21 protein-coding genes are annotated in these 19,141 nt (G+C 66.5%); 10 read left to right on the top strand and 11 right to left on the bottom strand.

Annotated elements, in window-relative coordinates; translation table 11 throughout:
• Nucleotides 1-296 precede the first annotated feature (296 nt).
• Entirely contained in the window at nucleotides 297-1,058 is a 762-nt protein-coding gene (locus CE453_RS12095; RefSeq protein WP_089174813.1) for a competence/damage-inducible protein A, read from the bottom strand.
• Between the two features lie 93 nt (nucleotides 1,059-1,151).
• Nucleotides 1,152-2,003, bottom strand: a complete 852-nt coding sequence (locus CE453_RS12090; protein ID WP_089174812.1) for an FkbM family methyltransferase — start codon at nucleotides 2,001-2,003, stop codon at nucleotides 1,152-1,154.
• Nucleotides 2,004-2,138: 135 nt separating this feature from the next.
• Here CE453_RS12090 and map point away from each other — a divergent pair, with 135 nt between their 5' ends.
• The 8 genes from map (at nucleotide 2,139) to CE453_RS12050 (ending at nucleotide 10,861) form a co-directional block, all read left to right on the top strand.
• Nucleotides 2,139-2,963, top strand: a complete 825-nt coding sequence (map, locus tag CE453_RS12085) for a type I methionyl aminopeptidase (protein ID WP_089174811.1) — start codon at nucleotides 2,139-2,141, stop codon at nucleotides 2,961-2,963.
• A complete protein-coding gene (gene radC, locus CE453_RS12080) occupies nucleotides 2,960-3,736 on the top strand; it encodes a RadC family protein (RefSeq protein WP_157733008.1) in 777 nt (258 codons plus the stop codon). Before map ends, radC begins: the two co-directional genes overlap by 4 nt.
• Before the next feature lie 119 nt (nucleotides 3,737-3,855).
• Nucleotides 3,856-4,224, top strand: coding sequence for a DUF488 domain-containing protein (locus tag CE453_RS12075; protein ID WP_089174810.1), 369 nt, complete (start codon nucleotides 3,856-3,858; stop codon nucleotides 4,222-4,224).
• Nucleotides 4,225-4,429: 205 nt separating this feature from the next.
• Nucleotides 4,430-5,845 carry a circularly permuted type 2 ATP-grasp protein gene (locus CE453_RS12070; protein ID WP_089174809.1) on the top strand — a complete coding sequence of 472 codons (1,416 nt, stop codon included), beginning with the start codon at nucleotides 4,430-4,432 and terminating at the stop codon, nucleotides 5,843-5,845.
• 73 nt (nucleotides 5,846-5,918) lie between these two features.
• Entirely contained in the window at nucleotides 5,919-6,860 is a 942-nt protein-coding gene (locus tag CE453_RS12065) for an alpha-E domain-containing protein (RefSeq protein ID WP_089174808.1), read from the top strand.
• Nucleotides 6,861-6,933: 73 nt separating this feature from the next.
• Nucleotides 6,934-7,761, top strand: a complete 828-nt coding sequence (locus CE453_RS12060) for a transglutaminase family protein (RefSeq protein ID WP_089174807.1) — start codon at nucleotides 6,934-6,936, stop codon at nucleotides 7,759-7,761.
• 55 nt (nucleotides 7,762-7,816) lie between these two features.
• Complete coding sequence (locus tag CE453_RS12055) at nucleotides 7,817-8,566, top strand: proteasome-type protease (protein WP_089174806.1); 750 nt, start codon at nucleotides 7,817-7,819, stop codon at nucleotides 8,564-8,566.
• A gap of 87 nt (nucleotides 8,567-8,653) precedes the next feature.
• The gene (locus CE453_RS12050; protein ID WP_198302324.1) at nucleotides 8,654-10,861 is read left to right on the top strand and encodes a putative bifunctional diguanylate cyclase/phosphodiesterase; all 2,208 of its coding nucleotides are present in this window, start codon (nucleotides 8,654-8,656) and stop codon (nucleotides 10,859-10,861) included.
• A 15-nt stretch (nucleotides 10,862-10,876) separates the two neighbouring features.
• On the opposite strand, the gene CE453_RS12045 is transcribed toward CE453_RS12050, so the two are convergent.
• Together CE453_RS12045 and CE453_RS12040 are read right to left on the bottom strand one after the other, a co-directional pair.
• Nucleotides 10,877-11,476, bottom strand: coding sequence for an exopolysaccharide biosynthesis protein (locus tag CE453_RS12045; RefSeq protein ID WP_089174804.1), 600 nt, complete (start codon nucleotides 11,474-11,476; stop codon nucleotides 10,877-10,879).
• 79 nt (nucleotides 11,477-11,555) lie between these two features.
• The gene (locus CE453_RS12040; RefSeq protein ID WP_089174803.1) at nucleotides 11,556-11,825 is read right to left on the bottom strand and encodes an usg protein; all 270 of its coding nucleotides are present in this window, start codon (nucleotides 11,823-11,825) and stop codon (nucleotides 11,556-11,558) included.
• Between the two features lie 215 nt (nucleotides 11,826-12,040).
• Between CE453_RS12040 and bcsS the strand changes: the two genes are divergently transcribed.
• The gene (gene bcsS, locus CE453_RS12035) at nucleotides 12,041-12,721 is read left to right on the top strand and encodes a cellulose biosynthesis protein BcsS (protein WP_157733007.1); all 681 of its coding nucleotides are present in this window, start codon (nucleotides 12,041-12,043) and stop codon (nucleotides 12,719-12,721) included.
• Nucleotides 12,722-12,749: 28 nt separating this feature from the next.
• Here the strand turns inward: bcsS and CE453_RS12030 are convergent, their stop codons facing one another.
• The 7 genes from CE453_RS12030 to CE453_RS12000 are packed head-to-tail and all read right to left on the bottom strand — an operon-like array spanning nucleotide 12,750 to nucleotide 18,619.
• On the bottom strand, nucleotides 12,750-14,351 hold the full coding sequence (locus tag CE453_RS12030; protein ID WP_089174801.1) for an NTP transferase domain-containing protein: 1,602 nt from the start codon (nucleotides 14,349-14,351) through the stop codon (nucleotides 12,750-12,752).
• Between the two features lie 13 nt (nucleotides 14,352-14,364).
• Entirely contained in the window at nucleotides 14,365-15,057 is a 693-nt protein-coding gene (locus tag CE453_RS12025; RefSeq protein ID WP_089174800.1) for an XdhC family protein, read from the bottom strand.
• A 4-nt stretch (nucleotides 15,058-15,061) separates the two neighbouring features.
• Entirely contained in the window at nucleotides 15,062-15,691 is a 630-nt protein-coding gene (locus CE453_RS12020) for a LysE family translocator (protein WP_089174799.1), read from the bottom strand.
• Nucleotides 15,691-16,029, bottom strand: a complete 339-nt coding sequence (locus CE453_RS12015; protein WP_089174798.1) for an XdhC family protein — start codon at nucleotides 16,027-16,029, stop codon at nucleotides 15,691-15,693. Before CE453_RS12015 ends, CE453_RS12020 begins: the two co-directional genes overlap by 1 nt.
• A gap of 47 nt (nucleotides 16,030-16,076) precedes the next feature.
• A complete protein-coding gene (locus CE453_RS12010) occupies nucleotides 16,077-17,276 on the bottom strand; it encodes a vWA domain-containing protein (protein ID WP_089174797.1) in 1,200 nt (399 codons plus the stop codon).
• Nucleotides 17,273-17,653, bottom strand: coding sequence for a nuclear transport factor 2 family protein (locus CE453_RS12005; RefSeq protein WP_089174796.1), 381 nt, complete (start codon nucleotides 17,651-17,653; stop codon nucleotides 17,273-17,275). The genes CE453_RS12010 and CE453_RS12005 overlap by 4 nt, the downstream gene beginning before the upstream one ends.
• Nucleotides 17,654-17,698: 45 nt before the next feature.
• Nucleotides 17,699-18,619 (bottom strand): AAA family ATPase, encoded by a 921-nt coding sequence (locus CE453_RS12000; protein WP_089174795.1) that lies wholly within the window; start codon nucleotides 18,617-18,619, stop codon nucleotides 17,699-17,701.
• A 136-nt stretch (nucleotides 18,620-18,755) separates the two neighbouring features.
• Between CE453_RS12000 and CE453_RS11995 the strand changes: the two genes are divergently transcribed.
• The gene (locus tag CE453_RS11995) at nucleotides 18,756-19,109 is read left to right on the top strand and encodes a nuclear transport factor 2 family protein (protein WP_089174794.1); all 354 of its coding nucleotides are present in this window, start codon (nucleotides 18,756-18,758) and stop codon (nucleotides 19,107-19,109) included.
• Nucleotides 19,110-19,141 lie beyond the last annotated feature (32 nt).

Genomic DNA, 19,141 nt, shown 5'->3' with positions numbered 1-19,141 from the left:
TCGGCGCAGGGCAGCGCCACGATGAAAGCCGAAGAAAAACCCGTGACGCCGAGAGCGCCACGGGCGCGATCCGAAACTGTGCTCGGACGGAGAAAATGTGACACAGATGGGTTTATGAATACTTTACGAATAAAAAGATGACACTCATCGAGTACTGGATTCATCAATCAAGCCAAGATGAAATAGCATCTCAATCAATTGAACAGCCGCCTCAAGTTATCAATTCACAATTGATTTGATCATCGAAGGCAGCCGCAACACGCGACGCCCTCATAAGTTGCATAACTCACGACGCACTACTCGCCTCGACGGCTATGCTGCTCGATCATCCTCTTCACCGCGGCCATTGCAGCCTGCAATTTCTGCGGATCACGCGATCTCACCACGATATTGGTGTCCGGCCCCGTCTCCGACCAGAAGGGATAGGAGCCGATCGCCACGTCGGGATGCGCTTTCGCCACCTCCGCGAGCGGCCCACCGATGTCGCCTTCACGCAGGCCGGCCCGCACCGTGTCGGAAAGGATCCTGGTGCCGGTCTTGAGGGTCGGCCCGACCACGTCGAGCATCGCCTGCATGATCGTCGGCACGCCGGCCATGACGTAGACATTACCGATATTGAAACCCGGTGCTTTCGAAACCGAATTGGCGATCAGCTCGGCGCCGGCCGGAATGCGCGTCATCCGCATCCGGGCCTCGTTGAGGTCCTCGGCCGAGAAACGCTCGCGCATCATCGCGACCGCGCGCGGATCGTAGTCGATCGTCACGCCGAAGGCGGCCGCCACCGCATCGGCCGTGATGTCGTCATGGGTCGGGCCGATGCCGCCGGTGGTGAAGACATAGGTGTAGCGGGCGCGCAGGGCGTTCAGCGCCGCGACGATCTCGTCGGTCACGTCCGGCACCACCCGGACCTCGCGCAGCTCGATGCCGATATTGGTCAGGTACTCGGCGATGTAGCCGATGTTCTTGTCCTTGGTCCGCCCGGACAGGATCTCGTCGCCGATGACGAGGATCGCCGCCGTCACGATGATTGGGGATTGGCTGCTCTGGCTTGCGGACATGGCGGTGCTCCTGACCTGACGATCAAGAGCTAGGGCGGAACGGGGCTGCGCTCAAGCGCGGCCGGTCGCGCCCCGGCCATGCCCGCTCTGCACTCAGCCGGGCTTGCGCTCGAAGACGAGGTTGAGCCGCGTCTGGATCACCATGCGATAACCGCTGCGCTCGAGCAGCCCGGCAAGATCGCTCTGCCAGCGCTGGCGCGAATCCTCGATGATGATGAAGCCGGGCCAGAGCGAGGGCGGCGCATCGCGCAGGAAGGGCTCGAGGATCAGGTCCTCGGCGCCCTCGACATCGAGCTTGACCGCATCGATGCGGTCGTAGCCCTCGTTCTCGACCAGCGCGAGCAGCGTCATGGCCGGCACCTTTACGGCGCTCCCGGCCATCGAGCTCAGGATGCGGACGCTGGATTCGCCGCGATTGGCGGGATCGATGAACAGGGTCAGCTCGCCCGGCTTGTCGGCGAGCGCGCAGGCGACCGCCTTCACCGTTCCGAACGGGTTCTGCGCGATGTTGAAGGTGAGCCGCGCGAAGACCTCGGGCTGCGGCTCGACCGCCAGGATGCGCGCGCTGCGTCCGGCGCGCGCCGCGACGAAGAGAGAGTAGGCGCCGATATTCGCGCCGATATCGATGAAGGTGAAGCCTTCCCGCATCCGCGACGCCAGCAGGTCGCGCTCGACCGGATCAAAATATTGCGGCGTGAACAGCACACGCTTCTCGCAGACATTGCCGTCCGGGTAGAGCCGCATCCGGGCGCCGAGCGCCTCGATGTCGACCGGGCCACCCTTGAGCGAACGCAAGCCGACGCGGCGCAGCGCATAGGCGAATTTGCGGCCGAGGAAGCTGTCGGGAGCCGACCGCGTCCGGGCCAGGATGCGCGCGAGCGAAGATTTCGGCGCGAAGGTGCCGAAGGGCCGCTCCTCCGCCGGTGACTGTTCGATGATTGCCATTGCGCCAGCCTGATACACCCGCCGGCGCATCGACGCCAGCGCCCCGCGCCGGCCGCGCCACGACCGCCCTCGCCCAATCAACTTGCGCGGAACGCCAAACGCAATAGATATGAGGCAAGGAGTTTCCCGCGCGCGATGACATTCGAAGACACCATCGGCCGCTCGCGTCCGCGCGAGCCCGCCATCAAGATTCACGGACCCGAGGCCTTTGCGGCCATGCACAAGGCCGGCCGGCTCACGGCCGCGGGCCTCGACATGCTCGGCGCCTACGTCAAGCCAGGGGTCACCACGCAACGGCTCGACGACCTCGCCTTCCAGTTCGCCATGGACAATGGCGCCTATCCGGCGACCCTGTTCTATCGCGGCTACACCAAGTCGATTTGCACCTCGATCAACCATGTCGTCTGCCACGGCATCCCCGACGACAAGCCGCTGCGCGAGGGCGACGTCCTCAACATCGACTACACGCTGATCGTCGATGGCTGGCACGGCGATTCGAGCCGCATGTACGGCGTCGGCGAAATCTCGCGGAAGGCCGAGCGGCTGATCGAAATCACCTATGAAAGCCTGCTGCGCGGCATCAAGGCGGTGCGCGCGGGCGCCACAACCGGCGATATCGGCTTCGCCATCCAGCGTTATGCCGAGGGCGAGCGCTGCTCCGTCGTCCGCGACTTCTGCGGCCACGGCATCGGCCAGCTCTTCCACGACGCACCGAATATCCTGCACTACGGCAGCCCTGGCGAAGGTGTCGAACTCAAGCCCGGCATGGTCTTCACCATCGAGCCGATGATCAATCTCGGCAAACCGGGAGTGAAGGTGCTCTCCGACGGCTGGACGGCGGTGACCCGCGACCGCTCGCTCTCCGCCCAGTTCGAGCACCAGATCGGCGTCACCGAGACGGGCTGCGAGATCTTCACGCTCTCGCCCGGCGGCCTCGACAATCCGCTCGCCACGAAATGAGCGAACGCCGGGGCAAGGGATCGCACAAGGCGCCCTCGCCCGCGGGTCTCTTCGCCGAATCCGCCGCCCCGGCCATCCTCGCTACTCAACCCCCGGCGCCGCATTACCACGGCCATCGTGACCGCCTGCGCGCCCGCTTCCAGGAAGCCGGCGCCGACGCCCTGCCCGATTACGAATTGCTGGAGCTGCTGCTCTTCCGCTCGATCCCGCAGCGGGACGTCAAGCCGCTCGCCAAGGAGCTGATCCAGCGCTTCGGCTCCTTCGCCGAGGTGCTGGCCGCGCCGATCTCGCGCCTCACCGAGGTGAAAGGCGTCGGCGAAGGCGTGGCGCTCGACCTCAAGGTCGTCGAGGCGGCGCTGAAGCGCATGGCCAAGGGCGCGGTCTCGAAACGACCGGTCCTGTCCTCCTGGTCATCGGTGCTCGACTATTGCCGCATGGCGATGGCCTTCGCCGAGCGCGAGCAGTTCCGCATCCTCTTCCTCGACAAGAAGAACGCTTTGATCGCGGACGAGGTGCAGCAGACCGGTACGGTCGACCACACCCCGGTCTATCCGCGCGAGGTGATGCGCCGGGCACTGGAGCTTTCGGCCTCGGCGATCATCCTGGTCCACAACCACCCGTCCGGCGACCCGACCCCGTCCGGCGCCGACATGCGGATGTCGCGCGAGCTCGTCGATATCGCCAAGCCGCTCGGGATCGCGATCCACGATCACATCATCGTCGGCCGCGACGGCCATGCCAGCTTCCGCAGCCTGGGGCTGATCGACGGCTAGAGCATCGGACCGAAAACGGGGTCCCGCTTTTCGGAAAAATCCGATGCACCGACGATAAGATAGATCACCGCGATCGCGCCCGAACGGACGCACGATGATCTGGACAGGGAACAGGCAGCATGACGCAACTCTCGATCAAGCGCATCTACGAGCCAGCGAGCCCGCAGGACGGCACCCGCATCCTCGTCGACCGGCTCTGGCCGCGCGGCGTCACCAAGGATCGGGTCGACCTCTGGCTCAAGGACCTGGCGCCGAGCGACGCCCTGCGCCACGAATTCCACGGCCATCCAGATCAATGGCAGACCTTCCGCGCCGCCTATGCGGCCGAGCTCGGCTCCGCCCCGGCGCAGGCCGCTCTCGCCGTCCTGAGGGACAGGATCGCGGCCGGCCCCGTGACGCTGCTCTATGCGGCGAAGGACGAAACCCGCAACAACGCGGAGGCCCTGCTGCTCTGGCTGGACGGCCGCGCCGATCCGGTCCAAGAATAGCAAAGGAAGCCGCTCGCAGCGGCCGCATGAAAGAATTGCCGCGTTTCGCGGAGCGGTTCTTCTTTGCCGAAGGCATCGAGCAAGAACTGAGTCTGATCAATACTGCCTAGGAAAAAGGCAGATCAGTTCAATTGATAAGCTATTCTCCCTCTTCCCGAACGCCCGCGAATGCGCATAGGCTGACGAAAAGGGAGAAGACAGCCGCATGGTTGCGTTCGATGAGATGACCGGCTCGGGGCAGGAGTTGAGGCCGGCCTATGACGCGCTCGACCGCTGGCTGAAGGAAGCCCCGCCCGAGATGCTGGCCTTGCGGCGCTCCCAGGCCGAATTGTTCTTCCGGCGCATCGGCATCACCTTCGCCGTCTATGGCGATGAGGAATCCACCGAACGCCTGATCCCCTTCGACATCATTCCGCGCGTCCTGACCAAGCCGGAATGGACCAAGCTGGAGAAGGGCCTGCGCCAGCGCGTCACTGCGCTCAACATGTTCCTGGCCGATGTCTACGGCCCCAAGGAGTGCCTGAAGGCCGGCGTCATCCCGCCCGATCTGGTCTATCGCAATGCCTGCTACCAGCTCGAAATGGTCGACTTCAAGGTGCCGCACGGCGTCTATTGCCACATCGCCGGCATCGACGTGGTCAGGGTCGACGCCGACACCTTCTACGTCCTCGAGGACAATGCCCGCACGCCTTCCGGCGTCTCCTACATGATGGAGAACCGCGAGGTGATGCTCAGGCTCTTCCCTGAGCTTTTCGCCACGCACCGCGTCGCACCGGTCGACAACTACCCCGACCAATTGCTGGCGACGCTGCGCTCGGTCGCGCCGCGCAGCGCTCCCTCCGACCCGACGATCTGCCTGCTGACACCGGGCCAGTATAATTCGGCCTTCTACGAGCACTCCTTCCTGGCCGACAAGCTCGGGGTCGAGCTGGTCGAGGGCTCGGACCTGCTGGTCAAGGACGACGTGGTCTACATGCGGACCACGCAGGGGCCGAAGCGCGTCGACGTGATCTACCGGCGCATCGATGACGACTTCATCGACCCGCTCGTCTTCCGCAGCGATTCCGTGCTCGGCGTGCCCGGCATCATCGGCGCCTACAAGGCCGGCAACGTCACGCTGGCCAATGCGGTCGGCACCGGCGTCGCCGACGACAAGGCGGTCTACAGCTACATGCCGGAGATCGTGAAATTCTTCACCGGCGAGGAACCGATCCTGAAGAACGTTCCGACCTTCCGCTGCCGCGAGCCCGAGGCCAACGCCTATGTGCTCGACAATCTCGAGAAGCTGGTGGTCAAGGAGGTCAATGGTTCGGGCGGCTACGGCATGCTCGTCGGCCCGCACGCCAACAAGGCCCAGATCGAGACCTTCCGCCGCAAGCTCAAGGCTCAGCCCGAAGGCTTCATCGCCCAGCCGACGCTGGCGCTCTCGACCTGCCCGACCTTCGTCGCCTCGGGCGTGGCGCCGCGCCATGTCGACCTGCGGCCCTATGTGCTTTCCGGCGCCAACGGCATCTCCTGCGTGCCGGGCGGACTGACCCGCGTCGCCCTCAAGGAAGGCTCGCTCGTGGTCAATTCCAGCCAGGGTGGCGGCACCAAGGACACCTGGGTCCTCGACGCATGACCGCCCCCGACCGCCTCCGATCTCTGGCTTCCCGGATATTGCCCGCCATGCTGCGGAAAGGCCCTCGCTGACCATGCTCTCGCGCACCGCAGACAGCCTCTACTGGGTCTCCCGCTATGTCGAGCGGGCCGAATATCTTGCCCGCATCCTCGACGCCACCACCCGCCTGACCAACCTGCCTTCGACCTATGGCGGCGCCGGCACCGAATGGCAGAGCGCGGTCTCGACCGCCGGCTGCGAGGATGAATTCGCGGCCGCCTATGGCGAGGCGAACGAGCGCAATGTCTGCGACTTCCTGACCTTCCACCCCGACAACCCGTCCTCGATCCGCAACTGCCTCGCCCAGGCGCGCTCGAACGCCCGCGCCGTGCGCACGGCGCTGACCTCGGAGATGTGGGACGCGCTCAACGGCGCCTGGCTGGAACTGCAGCGCTTCGAGAAGAAGCGCATGGATCGCGAGGAGTTCGCCCGCTTTCTCGACTGGGTGAAGAACGTCTCGCTGGTCTTCGACGGCTCGGCCTACCGGACGATGCTGCGCGACGACGGCTACTGGTTCTCGCGTCTCGGCGTCTATATCGAGCGCGCCGACAACACCGCCCGCATCCTCGACGTGAAATACCATGTGCTGCTGCCGGCCAACGAGCAGGTCGGCGGCTCGCTCGATTATTTCCAGTGGACCACGGTGCTGCGCGAGGTCTCGGCGCTCACCGCCTATCACTGGGTCTATCGCGAGGCGGTGAAACCGATCCTGATCGCGGACCTGCTCATCCTGAACCGCCGCATGCCGCGCTCGCTGGCCGCCTGCTACGAGAGCATCTCGCGCTTCCTCGACTCACTCGGCGATGCCTATGGCCGCCAGGGCCCGGCTCAGCGCCAGGCCCGCAAGACGCTGGCGAATCTCAACAACACCCGCATCGAGGGCGTCTTCCAGCACGGGCTGCACGAGTTCATCGAGGATTTCATCACCGAGAACAACGGCCTCAGCAACACCATCTTCGAACAGTATCTGCAGTGACCCGCTCGCCTCGCCGCAAGCCGGCGGGTCAAGGGAACAAGAGTGACAGAGGCACCCGGAACGGCCGAGACCCATGCGGATCAGGATTTCCCACGCGATCAGCTACGACTATGCCGAGCCGGCACGCCACATCACGCAGATCCTGCGCCTGACGCCGCGCGACCATGACGGCCAGCATGTGATGTCCTGGCGGATCGAGCCCAGCATCGACGGGCGCCTGCGGGCCGGCCAGGACGCGCATGGCAACATCGTCCACACCTTCTACGCCGACGGGCCGATCTCGGCGCTGGCGATCCGGATCGACGGCTTGATCGAGACCATCGACCTTGCCGGCGCCGTCCGCGGCGGGCTGGAGCGCGTGCCCTGCGACGTCTACCGGCGCGACACGCTGCTCACCGCTCAGGATGACGCCCTGCGCGGCTTCGCCGAGGAAACCGCGGCCGGCGCCGGCACGCCGCTCTCCCAGATGCACGCGCTGATGGGCGCGCTCGGGGAGCGCATGACCTGCCTCGATGCCAGCGGTCGCACCGGCGTCGGCGCGCCCGCGGCTTTCGCGGCTGGCGAGGGCATCGCGCAGGACATCGCCCATGTCTTCATGGCTTGCGCCCGCCATCTCGGGCAGCCGGCCCGCTATGTCTCGGGCTATGTCGCGCAGTCGGACAGCTTTCCCAGCGGCAGCGGCGCGCATGCCTGGGCGGAGGTCCATCTCGAGGGCTATGGCTGGATCGGCTTCGACAGCGTCAACGGCCTCTGCCCCATCGACACGCATGTGCGTGTCGCGGTAGGGCTGGATTACGCCGATGCAGCCCCGGTGCGAGGCTCCCGCCAGGGCGGCGGGAGCGAGAACCTCAATGTTCTCGTCACGGCCCGGGAAGCCGGCAGCCGCCAGGCGAGCCAGTAGACGCTCGACGCGGCCTCGCCATCGGCGACGGAAAACGATTGAAAGGCCCGGAACCGTGACCTATTGCGCCGGAATCCTCGTGCAGGACGGGCTGGTGATGATCGCCGACACCCGCACCAATCCCGGGCTCGACGACATCTCGACCTTCCGCAAGCTCCATGTCTTCAACTGGTCGGGCGACCGCAGCTTCGCGCTGGCGACGGCAGGCAACCTCTCGATCACGCAGTCGATCGTCAGCTTCCTGCATGAAGGGCTGCCGAACCCCGAGACCGGCGAGATCGAGACGCTGCAGAACGCGACCACGATGTTCCGCGCGGCGCAGCTCGTCGGCCGCTGCGTCCGCCATGTCCGCGACATCGACGGCCCGGCGCTCGAGGAAGCCGGCGTGAAGTTCGAGCTTTCCCTGCTGTTCGGAGGGCAGATCAAGGGCCAGCCGATGCGGCTCTTCATGATCTACAGCGCCGGCAATTTCATCGAATGCGGCATCGACGCGCCCTTCCTGCAAATCGGCGAGCACAAATACGGCAAGCCGATCCTCGACCGCGCCGTCACCTTCAAGACCCATCTCTATGACGCGCTGAAGGTCGGGCTGATCTCGATGGATTCGACGATGCGTTCGAATCTCGGCGTCGGGCTGCCGATCGACCTCGTCGTCATGCGCCGCGATGCAGACGATTTCGAGCTCAACCGCCGGATCGAGGCTGGCGAGCCTTATTTCCACGACCTGCGCGAGCGCTGGTCGGCGGCGCTCAGGGCCGCTCATATGGCGATCCCGCGCCCGCCCTACGGTCCCGGCCAAAGCTGAATTCGCGGGTGAATTTGCCGGTCAAGGCAACGGGATATCAATCTTTCGACAGTTAGGTCGATGCGAAGGACCGAAGCCGGACGTCGCATGCCTCTATTTGCCAGCGCGAAGATGACGAACGCGGGCTCGTCCGCGCGCATGTTCGCGAGCACCGTCGTGACGCTGGGTTGCGCGTTCCTGCTTCTGATGGCCGCTGGCGCGGCGGTGGTGGTCGCGATCACGCGCGAGGCCAATCGGCTCGAAGCCCAGCGCCAGCGCGAACGCATCGAGGCCGCCTTCAACAACCAGATCCGCGCGAGCGAACTGCGGCTGGAAAGACTGGCGATCGCCGGCGATCTCCAGGAGACCCTGCGCGGCCCGGCCCCGCGCGCCAACCTGCAAGCCGCCTTCGCGCGCCTGCGCGGCCAGCTCGCCGATTTCGACGGGACCTACATCGTCTCCGCCGCGGGCACCGTCCTCGCCGGGGTCGAGGCGAACGCACCCGCCGGCCAGATCGGCTATGACGGGCTGCGCCATTTCAGCGATTTCATCCCTGGTGGGAGCTATCGGCCCACCCTCATCGATCCTGCGCACCAAAGCCCGACCTGGTCGACCATCGCGAGCAACGGCAGCGACACCATCCTGCTGATGGTGATCGACCTCTCGCGGACCACGACCCCGGTCATCTCCCCATCTACCGGACCCTTGTCTTTCGTAGCCTACCGTCGCCTCTCGGGCACGGTGCTGGCCGAGCTTGCGGATGGCTACCGGGTCGCCGGGATGCGCCTTGTCGACCAGCAGCCGGCCGACGCGCTGTCCAGCCTGCCTATTCCGGCGCCCGACGCATCGGTCGGCACCTGGCTGACCTGGACGCCGGCGCGTCCGGGCGACGTCATGCTGGAGCGCTTCCTCTGGGCGCTGATCGCAGTCGGGCTCCTGGTCTGCGGCATCATCGTCTTCGCCGTTCAGCGCCTGCGCTCGGCTGCGCTGCAGATCACCTTGCGCGAGCAGGAGATCCAGCGGCTCGCAGGGCAGGACGAGCTGTCGCGATTGCCCAACCGCCGCAGTTTCGACCTGACCTTCGACCAGGCCCTTGCCGGTCTCGCCCGCAACCATGGCGGCTTCGCGATATTCCTGATCGACCTCGACCGCTTCAAGGCCGTCAACGACACCTATGGCCATACGGCCGGCGACGATCTCATCCGCCAGGTCGCCAACCGGCTGCTCGGCATCGTGAGGACGGGCGACACCGTGGCTCGCCTGGGCGGCGACGAATTCGGCGTCATCCAGGCCGATGCCTCGCCCGCCGACAGCGCCGCGCTCGGCGAGCGCATCCTGACGACGCTCACTGCGCCGTTCACGGTGATGGGCGTCGAGGTCACCATCGGCTGCTCCGTCGGCATCGCCGTGGCGCCGCAGGATGGCACCGACCGCGAGACGCTGCTCAAGCTTGCCGACACCGCGCTCTACGAAGCCAAGAACAGCGGCCGCAACCGGTTCTCCTTCTTCGAGCCGCAGATGAACCGCTCGCTCCAGGTCAAGCGCATGGTCGAGGACGACCTGCGCAACGCCATCGAACGCGACGAACTCACCCTGCACTACCAGCCGCAGGTCTCGATCGACGGCGCCACCATCATCGGCGTCGAGGCGCTCGTGCGCTGGCCGCACCCGGTGCACGGCATGATCCCGCCCTCCGAGTTCATCCAGATCGCCGAGGAGCGCGGGCTCATCGTGCCGCTGAGCGAATGGGTGTTGCGGAAGGCCTGCCTCGAAGCCAAGCGCTGGAAGAGCATCCGCCTCGCTGTCAACGTCTCGCCGATCCAGTTCCGCCACAAGGATTTCGTGTCGAACGTCATCCGCATCATCGAGGAGACGGATTTCGACCCCGCCCAGCTCGAGCTGGAGCTGACCGAGGGCGTGCTGATCGAGGATGCGGACGCGGCCGAGACGGCGATGATGGATATCCGCGCTCATGGCGTCGGCCTGGCGCTCGACGATTTCGGCACCGGCTATTCGAGCCTGATCTATCTGCGCCGCTTCGCCTTCGACAAGATCAAGATCGATCGCACCTTCCTCGAATACATGGAGGAGGCCGGCGAATCCGCGATCCTCGTCCATTCCATGGCGCATCTCGGCCGCGCGCTCGGCCTGCGTGTCTGCGCCGAAGGCGTCGAAACGGCCGAGCAGCACCGTTTCCTGCAGGCGATCGGCTGCCACGAACTGCAGGGCTTCCTGTTCTCGAAAGCAGTGCCGGCTGAGGAGATCGACAGGTTGCTCACGGTGAACAACCCTTTTGCTGAGGCTCTCGCTGCCTGACCGCGACGACGCGGCTCAGAAGAGCAATTCGTGAATGCCACTGAAGATGGCATAGGCGAAACCGGCGCTGAGCAGCAGCCCGATCGCCCCCAGCGCCGCCCCCGCGATGATCAGCACCCCGTCGCGCTCGACGAGGCCGAGCCCGACGAGGCAGACCGCGAGCCCGAGCGGAATCTGGCCGATGAACGGCGCCGCGACGATGAGCCCGAGCGCCAGAATCAGGATGACGAGCCCGAGCACCGGCACGGCATAGGGGCTGCCCAGCATCGTCAGCCGCGGACGCGAGAAGCGCTCCAGCCAGACCAGTGGCGGCAGGGCCCGTTCGACGGCGCGGTTGAGCTCGGGCTTGCCGATGCTGCGGACGAGAAGGGCCCGCGGCAGCCAGGGCGTCTTGCGGCCGAGCAGCATCTGCAGCGCGACAAAGGCAAGCACAAGACCGCAGACCAGCGGGATCGGCGGCGGCATCGGCAGGCAGTTGGGCAGGCCGAGCAGCACCACGAGCAGCGCATAGGCACGATCCTGCAGCGCTGCGATGATGGTCTCGACAGCGACCCGTTCACCGGGCAGGCCGGCCAAGGCTTTCAGAAGTCCGGATGTGCGTAAGGGAGATGACAAGAGAACCAGGCCGTGCCGGATTGAGCCGCCGGCCTAGCACGGCCGGGCGACCCGCAACAAGCACGCGCCACGCAGGCACTCAATGCAGTGTCAGCACGCCATTGACCGTCCGGATCTCGGCCGGGCGGATCAGCCGGGCATGTGCGACGGTGACGGAATGGACCGGTCCTTCGAGCTCGCGCCGCCAGAATGCCAGGAAATCCTGCAGCACCGGAAAGCACGGAGCGATATCGTATTGCTGCCAGATATAGGTCTGCAGGACGCTGAGATGATCCGGCATACGATACAGGATCGTCGCCGTGGTCAGCCCGTAGCCCTCAAGCTGCTTGATGAAATCCGCGGATACCATCTCAACCTCCCCTCCTGCCACGGAATGAAAGCTTAGCCAGCCGCATAGAGGCTGCGCCCGCTTGGTTAACGAAGGGTTGCAAGTCTCCTGCCAAACTGCTGCAATTGTTGGGCCTGCCGCCAGAGCGAAACGGCCGCGCGGCGGGCTGGGGGGCGGGCGTGGCGTGGGGTTGGCGTAGGGCCGGAAGAACCGGGTTGGCGGTGGCGTTCGCCGCCATGCCCCTGTTTGCCGCCTGGGCAGAAAGCGATGACGCCGAGGCCGAGCCTTCCCCGCTCTCGATGGTCATCTTCGGTTCGATGGAAGCCGGCCCGACCAAGACCTTTCTCTCGGTCGGGATGAAGCGGGCGCTTGGCGGCGGCCTCGCCCAAAGTGGCTTCCGCCTCTTCGTGAAGGCCGGCGGATCGCAGGAGGAGACGCGGCGCCGGCCGCCGCGCGGCACCACCTACAAGGCCGAGAGCCAGGCCCTCATCGGCTATGAATGGCGCATTGGCGACAGCTTCCTGGCGCTCTATGCCGGCTCGGATTTCCAGAGCGAGCAGCGACTCGAGCCTTTTGGCCCGTCATCGGTCGAAGCGCGCTACGGCGCCCGGCTGCAGGCCGATCTGTGGTCGACGCCCGCACCTGGCATGATGCTGCAGGCGAGTGCCTATGCTTCGACGCTGAACGGTCGGCTCTGGGCGCGCGCGGCCCCGGGCTGGCAGGTTCCGTTCGGATTCTACGCCGGGCCGGAGATCGAGGCTTATCGCGAGCGCGACTACCGGAAGCTGCGCCTTGGACTGCACCTCACGGGGCTGCGCCTGCTCGGCCTCGAGTGGCGCCTCTCCGGCGGCTGGCAACAGGCGAGCGACCGGCCCTCGGCGTTCTACGCCACGCTCGGCCTGCACTGGCTCCGCTAGATCATGGCGCGTTCGGCCGAGATCGATTTCAGCTCCGCAGCGCCTTGAGAGCCTCGGGCGTGTCGACATCGATGGCGATCGCCGGATCCTCGAATGCGACCTCCACGACGCGACTGCCCGCCTCTTCGAGCAGGCGCCGCGCCCCGCGATCCCCCGTCAGCAGCGAGACCGCCGGAAAGATCGGTCGCGCCAGCAGCACCGGGTTACCGCGATGGCCGAACAGCGTCGGCACCACGGCCAGCGCATCCGGCTGCTGCAGATGGCTTTCTGCCAGCCGCTCAATGACCTGCGGCGTTACGTTCGGCATGTCGCCGAGCGAGATCACCGCCGCTTCCGTCTCGGGTGGCAACGCCGCCACGCCGGCACGCAGCGACCCGGCGAGCCCGGAGGCGTAGTCGGAATTGGGTACGAAGCGGACCGGCAGATCGGCCAGGGCGGCCTCGACCTCCTCCCGCTGATGGCCGGTGACGACCAGCACCGGATCGAGCCGGGCCTCGAGCTGCGCCTCGACTGCATAGCGCAGGATCGGCTTGCCGCGCAGATCCTGGAGCAGCTTGTTGTCGGGCCCCATCCGGGTCGAGCGGCCGGCGGCCAGCACGATCCCCGCGAGATGTCCCGGCCCGGCCTGCGTCGGTGCCCGTGGCTGCGGCCGCGACACGATCTCCATCAGGAGGCCACCGACGCCCATGCGCTGCACATCGGCGCGGCCGACCGGGATGCCCGCCAGATACCGCTGCAACACCCAGTCGAAGCTGTTCTCCTTGGGCGAGCGTGCGCAGCCCGGCGCGCCGATCACCGGCTTGCCGTCGATCTCGCCCAGCATCAGCAGATTGCCCGGATCGACCGGCATGCCCAGATGTTCGACGCGACCGCCAGCCTCGACCAACGCCTGCGGGATGACGTCGCGCCGGTCGGTAATGGCCGAGGCGCCGAAGACGACGATGATGTCGCTCTCTCCCCTGGCCAACGCCGCAATGCTCTCCGCCAGCGGCGCGGCGTCATGCGGCACCCGCTCGTCGGCGGAGAGGGTCGCCGCCGCGGGAGCGAGACGATCCATCATCACGCGCATCGTCTTGTCGACCACGCTCGGCTTGAGGCCCGGCAGTGTGGTCGAGATCACGCCGACCTTCGAGGGCCGATAGGCCGCGACCGCGACCGCAGGCTCCGCCCCGAGCGCGGCGAGCGCCTGCTCCACCCGCGCCTCCGAGACGGCATAGGGAATGATCTTGACCGTGGCGACGAGTTCACCCGCAACGACCGCCTTCAGCGCCGGCAGCGTCGCCACCGTGATCGCCTCGTCGACGGCGTTGAAGCCGTCGATCGCCGCGACATCGACCTGCAGCACGCCGGCCGTCGTCGCGAACATGTTGACGCGTCCTGTGAAGGGCGCCTCCGCGAGGATGTTCCCACCGATCAGGCGCGCCGCCAGCCGGGAGGCGGCCTCGTTCTCGGCGACGTCTCCCTGCTCCAGCCGCACCGCGACGATCTCGCGGACGCCTTCCTTCGCAAGCCTGGCCGCGATCTCGCCGGTGATGGGCGCGCCCTTCTTCACGGTCGTCGCACCGGCCCGAATGGTGTGGGCGGCAATGCAGCCGACGGCGTCCGCGATGGCGATGGGGCCGAACTTCATGACACGAACTCTTTCAGGCCGGCTTCCTGCGCGGGCCGCGCAAGCTGCTGACGATCTCCGCCAGGATCGCGAGCGCGATTTCGGCCGGCGATACGGCACCGATGTCGAGCCCGATCGGGGCATGGATGCGCCCGGTCGCGGCCTCGTCGAAGCCCGCGGCAGCCAGCCGTTCAAGCCGTTTGCCATGCGTCTTCCGGCTGCCGAGCGCACCAATATAGAAGCAATCCGAGCGCAGCGCCGCAATGAGCGCCGGGTCGTCGATCTTCGGATCATGCGTCAGCGCGACGAAGGCAGTGTAGCCGTCGAGCCCGACCCTGCCGATCACTTCCTCCGGCCATTCCGGCAGCAATGTCACGCCCGGAAAGCGCTCCGGCGTGGCGAAGGCGGTCCGCGGATCGATGACGACGAGGTCGAGATCGAGTTCCTTCGCCATCGGCGCCATCGCCTGCGAGATATGGACGGCGCCCGTCACCACGATGCGCGGATGCGGCGCCTGGACGGCGAGGAAATAGGAAACCCCATCGGCCTCGACCGTGCCGCTCTTGCCGGTGCGCAGCTGCTTCTCGATCAGCTCGGCGAGCGGGTCGGCTGCGATCCCGCTCTGCTTCACCAGCCGCTGCGCGCCGCTTGCGAGATCGGTGACGAGCACGGCCGCGCGCCGCGCCGCGCGTTCGGCGTTCAGCGCCGAGAGAATCGCGAGATCCACCGCCTCAGCCCCTGTCGGCCGCAAGCTTGAGGCCGAGCCCGATCATCAGCGAGCCGCCGATCCAGCGCCCGAAGCCGAGGCCCGCCTTGGTCTTCTTCATCGCGCCCACGACGAAGGAGGCACCGAAGACCGTGACGAGATCGGCCGAGGAAAAGGCGAAATTGACGATGATGCCGAGGATCAGAAACTGTCCCCAGACCGGAAGCGAGCCGGCCGGGTCGACGAACTGCGGCAAGAGCGCGATGAAGAACAGCGCGACCTTCGGATTGAGCACCTCGACGACGAAGGAATCGAGCAGCGCCCGCTTCACGGTCTTCGGTGGCGCCACCGGCTGGTCGGAGGCACCGAGACGCGAGCGGATCATGCCGATGCCGATCCAGACCAGATAGGCTGCGCCGGCGAGCTTCACGACCATGTAGAGTTCGGGCACATGCTTGAACACCGCCGAAAGCCCGAAGGCCGCGGCGAAGACATGCAGATAGCAGCCGAGATGGATGCCGAGCATGGCCATCAGCCCGGCCTTGCGGCCGTGGCTGATCGTCTGGGCCGCCGTGTAGAGCAGCGCCGGCCCCGGAAAATAGGCGACGAGAATGGTGACCGTCGCAAAGGCAATGAGGGTTTCCCAGGAAGCCATTAGTGCGCCGCCTCCCCGCGGACCGGCTCGACATAGACCTTGATGCGTCCGCCGCAGGAGAGCCCGACCTTCCAGGCCGTCTCGTCGGCGACGCCGAATTCCAGGATGCGCGGCTTGCCGTCGGCAATGACGTCGGCCGCCTCGGCCACCACCGCGCCTTCGACGCAGCCGCCGGAGACCGAGCCGAGGAAGTTTCCCTCCCCGTCGATGACGAGATGCGAGCCGACGGGGCGCGGCGCCGAGCCCCAGGTCTCGACCACGGTCGCGATGGCGACGCCGCGGCCGGCAGCCGCCCATTCCTCGGCAGCGCGCAGGATATCGGTTTCGGTGCTGATCATGCCGACTGTTCCCTCAGGATGAGGCTTAGCCCTCAAGAGATCATGCCTCAACCGGCCTTCTTCAACCACTGGCGCGGATCGCTCTCCCGCCCTGCGTCCCGCGACAGCGCGGTGCAGAGATCGGTCATCGCCGCGAGGTTGTGGATCGGCCGGAAGGAATCGACATGCGGCAGCATCGCCTTGATACCGCTCGCCCGCGCCGCGAAGGCATCGTAGCGCAAGAGCGGGTTGAGCCAGACCAGCTGCCGGCAGGAACGATGCAGCCGGTCCATCTCGAAGGCGAGGCTGTCGTCGAGATGCCGCTCAAGCCCGTCGGTGAAGAGCAGCACGATCGCCCCGCCCGCCAGCACGCGCCGCGACCAAACCCGGTTGAACTCGTGCAGCGCCGCCGAGATCCGCGTGCCGCCTTCCCAATCGGGCGCAGCCTTGCCGGCGAGCGCCAGGGCCTCGTCCGGATCGCGTGCCTTCAGCATCCGGGTGACGTTTGTCAGCCGCGTGCCGAAGACGAAGGAATGCACCCGCCGGCGCTTCTCGGTCAGCGTGTGCAGGAAATGCAGGAAGATGCGCGAGTACTCGGCCATCGAGCCGGAGATGTCGACGAGCGCGACCACCGGCGGGTGCATCTCGCGCCGCTCCCGAAAGGCGAGGTCGATCGAGCCCCCGCCGCCCCTGAGCGATTGCCGCAAAGTCCGGCGCAAGTCGATGGTCCGCCCATGCGCCAAGGGCCTGAACCGCCGCATCGGCACGCTGTCGTCCGGCAGCCTGAGTTCCGCGATGAGCTGCTTGGCGCGGGCGATCTCGGCCGCGCTCATCTGGGCGAAATCGCGCGACTTCAGCATCTCTCGATCCGAGACCGTGAGCCGCGCGGTCAGCTCCGTCAGCTCCGCCGGTGGCTCGTCCTCGCGCGGTGGCGGCGCGAAGGCCTCCGCCACACGCAACGCGCCGGCCTCCGCCTTTTCCGGCTGGCGGTCGGCGCCGGGCGAGACCGGCGACATCTGGGCCATGATCTTCTCGATCAGGTTCCTCCGTCGCCAGAACAGGCGAAAGGCCTGATCGTAGAGCGGGCTGTCCTCATGCTTCTTCACGAAGATCGCATGCAGCGCCCAATAGACGTCGTCGCGGCCGCCGAGCGCGCCGCTGCCCAGAGCCTCGACCGCCTCGACCAGCGCGCCCGGCCCGACAGGCAGCCCCGCCGCTCGCAGGGCACGGGCGAAATAGGCGACGTTCTCGGGAAGTTTGCCGGTCACGCCCCGGCCGTCTCCGTCATGAAGACCTTCTGGACGATCTGCCAGCGGCTCTCGATCTTCAGCAGTGAAAGCAGGTCGGTGAAATAGCGCGGCGGCATCTGGCACTTGACCTTCACCATGGCGAGCGTCGGCCCGACCAGGTCGATGGTCAGGATGTGATCGTCGCGCTGCAAACCGGCCTTCTGCGGCGCGGGTCGGTTGCGGACTGCCTCCAGCCATTGCTCGCGCGGCAGGATCTGGATCGTGCCGTCCTCGCGCGCCGTGGTCAGCGCGCTGGTCGGGTGGAAGACATGGGCGAGCTTCTCGGCATCGCCCTCATAAAGACCGTCGAGATAGGTCCGCACCGTCGCTTCGACGGCCTTGATGTCCGCGTTCATGACATCCCTCCCGCATTTCAGGCCGACCCGCCACCGGTGAAAGACTTAGCGCCCTGCCTCGGCCTTCGCCTGATCGAGCAGTTCCTTCACCTTCGAGCCCTGCATCGTCTGGATGTCGTCCTGATACTTCAACAGCGCGCCCAGCGTATCCGAAACCACCGTCGGGTCGAGCGCGACGGCATCGAGCTCGACCAGCGCCGTCGCCCAGTCCAGCGTCTCGGCCACGCCCGGCGCCTTGAACAGCTCCTCCTTGCGGATCGCCTGCACGAAGGAGACGACTTGCTTCGACAGCTTGGCCGGCGCATCCGGCACCTTCGCCTTCAGGATGGCGAGTTCGCGGCTCGCGTCGGGGTAGCCGACCCAGTGATAGAGACAGCGCCGCTTCAGGGCGTCGTGGATTTCGCGGGTACGGTTGGAGGTCAGGATCACGATCGGCGGCTCGGCCGCCTTGACCGTGCCGAACTCCGGGATCGTCACCTGCGCATCGGCCAGCACTTCGAGCAGGAAGGCCTCGAAGGCTTCATCGGTGCGGTCGAGCTCGTCGATCAGCAGGATCGGCGCCCCGCCCTCCTGCGGCTCCAGCGCCTGCAGCAGCGGCCGCTTGACCAGATATTTCTCCGAGAAGATGTCGCCTTCCAGCCGGTCGCGATCCTCCGCGATACCGCTGGCCTCCGCCAGCCGGATCGCCATCATCTGCCCGGCATAGTTCCATTCGTAGACGGCAGAGGCGAGGTCGAGCCCCTCATAGCACTGCAGCCGGATCAGCCGGCGCCCGAGCCCGGCCGAAAGCACCTTGGCGATCTCGGTCTTGCCGGTTCCGGCCTCGCCCTCCAGCAACAGCGGCCGCTTCATCCTGAGCGCGAGGAACAGCACCGTCGCCAGCGAGCGATCAGCGACATAGCCCTGCGCCTGCAGCAGCGACAGCGTGGCATCGATGGAAGCCGGAAGGCGGGAGGAATTCAGCATGCTCGTTCTCTATCGCGGCAGGAAGGGCGAAGGAAGGCGTGGGCGAAAGGCGGCACAAGCCCGAGGGTCACGCTGCTGACACGGCAGGGCGCCAGGAATCGTAGCCTCCTGCAGCGAGAACAACGGAGCACGGACCATGAGCACCGAACAGATCGCCAAGGATTTCGTCGCCCTCCTCAAGGAAGGCAAGCATGACGAGGCCGCCAGCCGCTTCAACGCTGACGACATCGCCAGCTACGAGAACATGCCCGGGCCGATGCAAGCCTGCCACGGCAAGGAAGCTGTCAGGCAGAAGGGCGAATGGTGGGCCGCCAACCACGAGATGCACGACTTCAGCAGCGAAGGCCCCTATCTCAACGGCGACCAGTTCGCCGTCAGCTTCCATGTCGACGTCACCGTCAAGGAAACCGGCGAGCGACGTGTCATGGACGAGGTCGGCCTCTACACCGTCAAGGACGGCAAGATCGTCGAGGAACGCTTCTTCTATTGAGGCTCGGCCTCGCCGTCATCCCGGACAGCCCG

This window comes from Bosea sp. AS-1 (assembly GCF_002220095.1).
Taxonomy (GTDB): domain Bacteria; phylum Pseudomonadota; class Alphaproteobacteria; order Rhizobiales; family Beijerinckiaceae; genus Allobosea.
The sequence above is the reverse complement of the archived record's forward strand: the minus strand, read 5'-3'. Positions and strand labels throughout refer to the sequence as shown.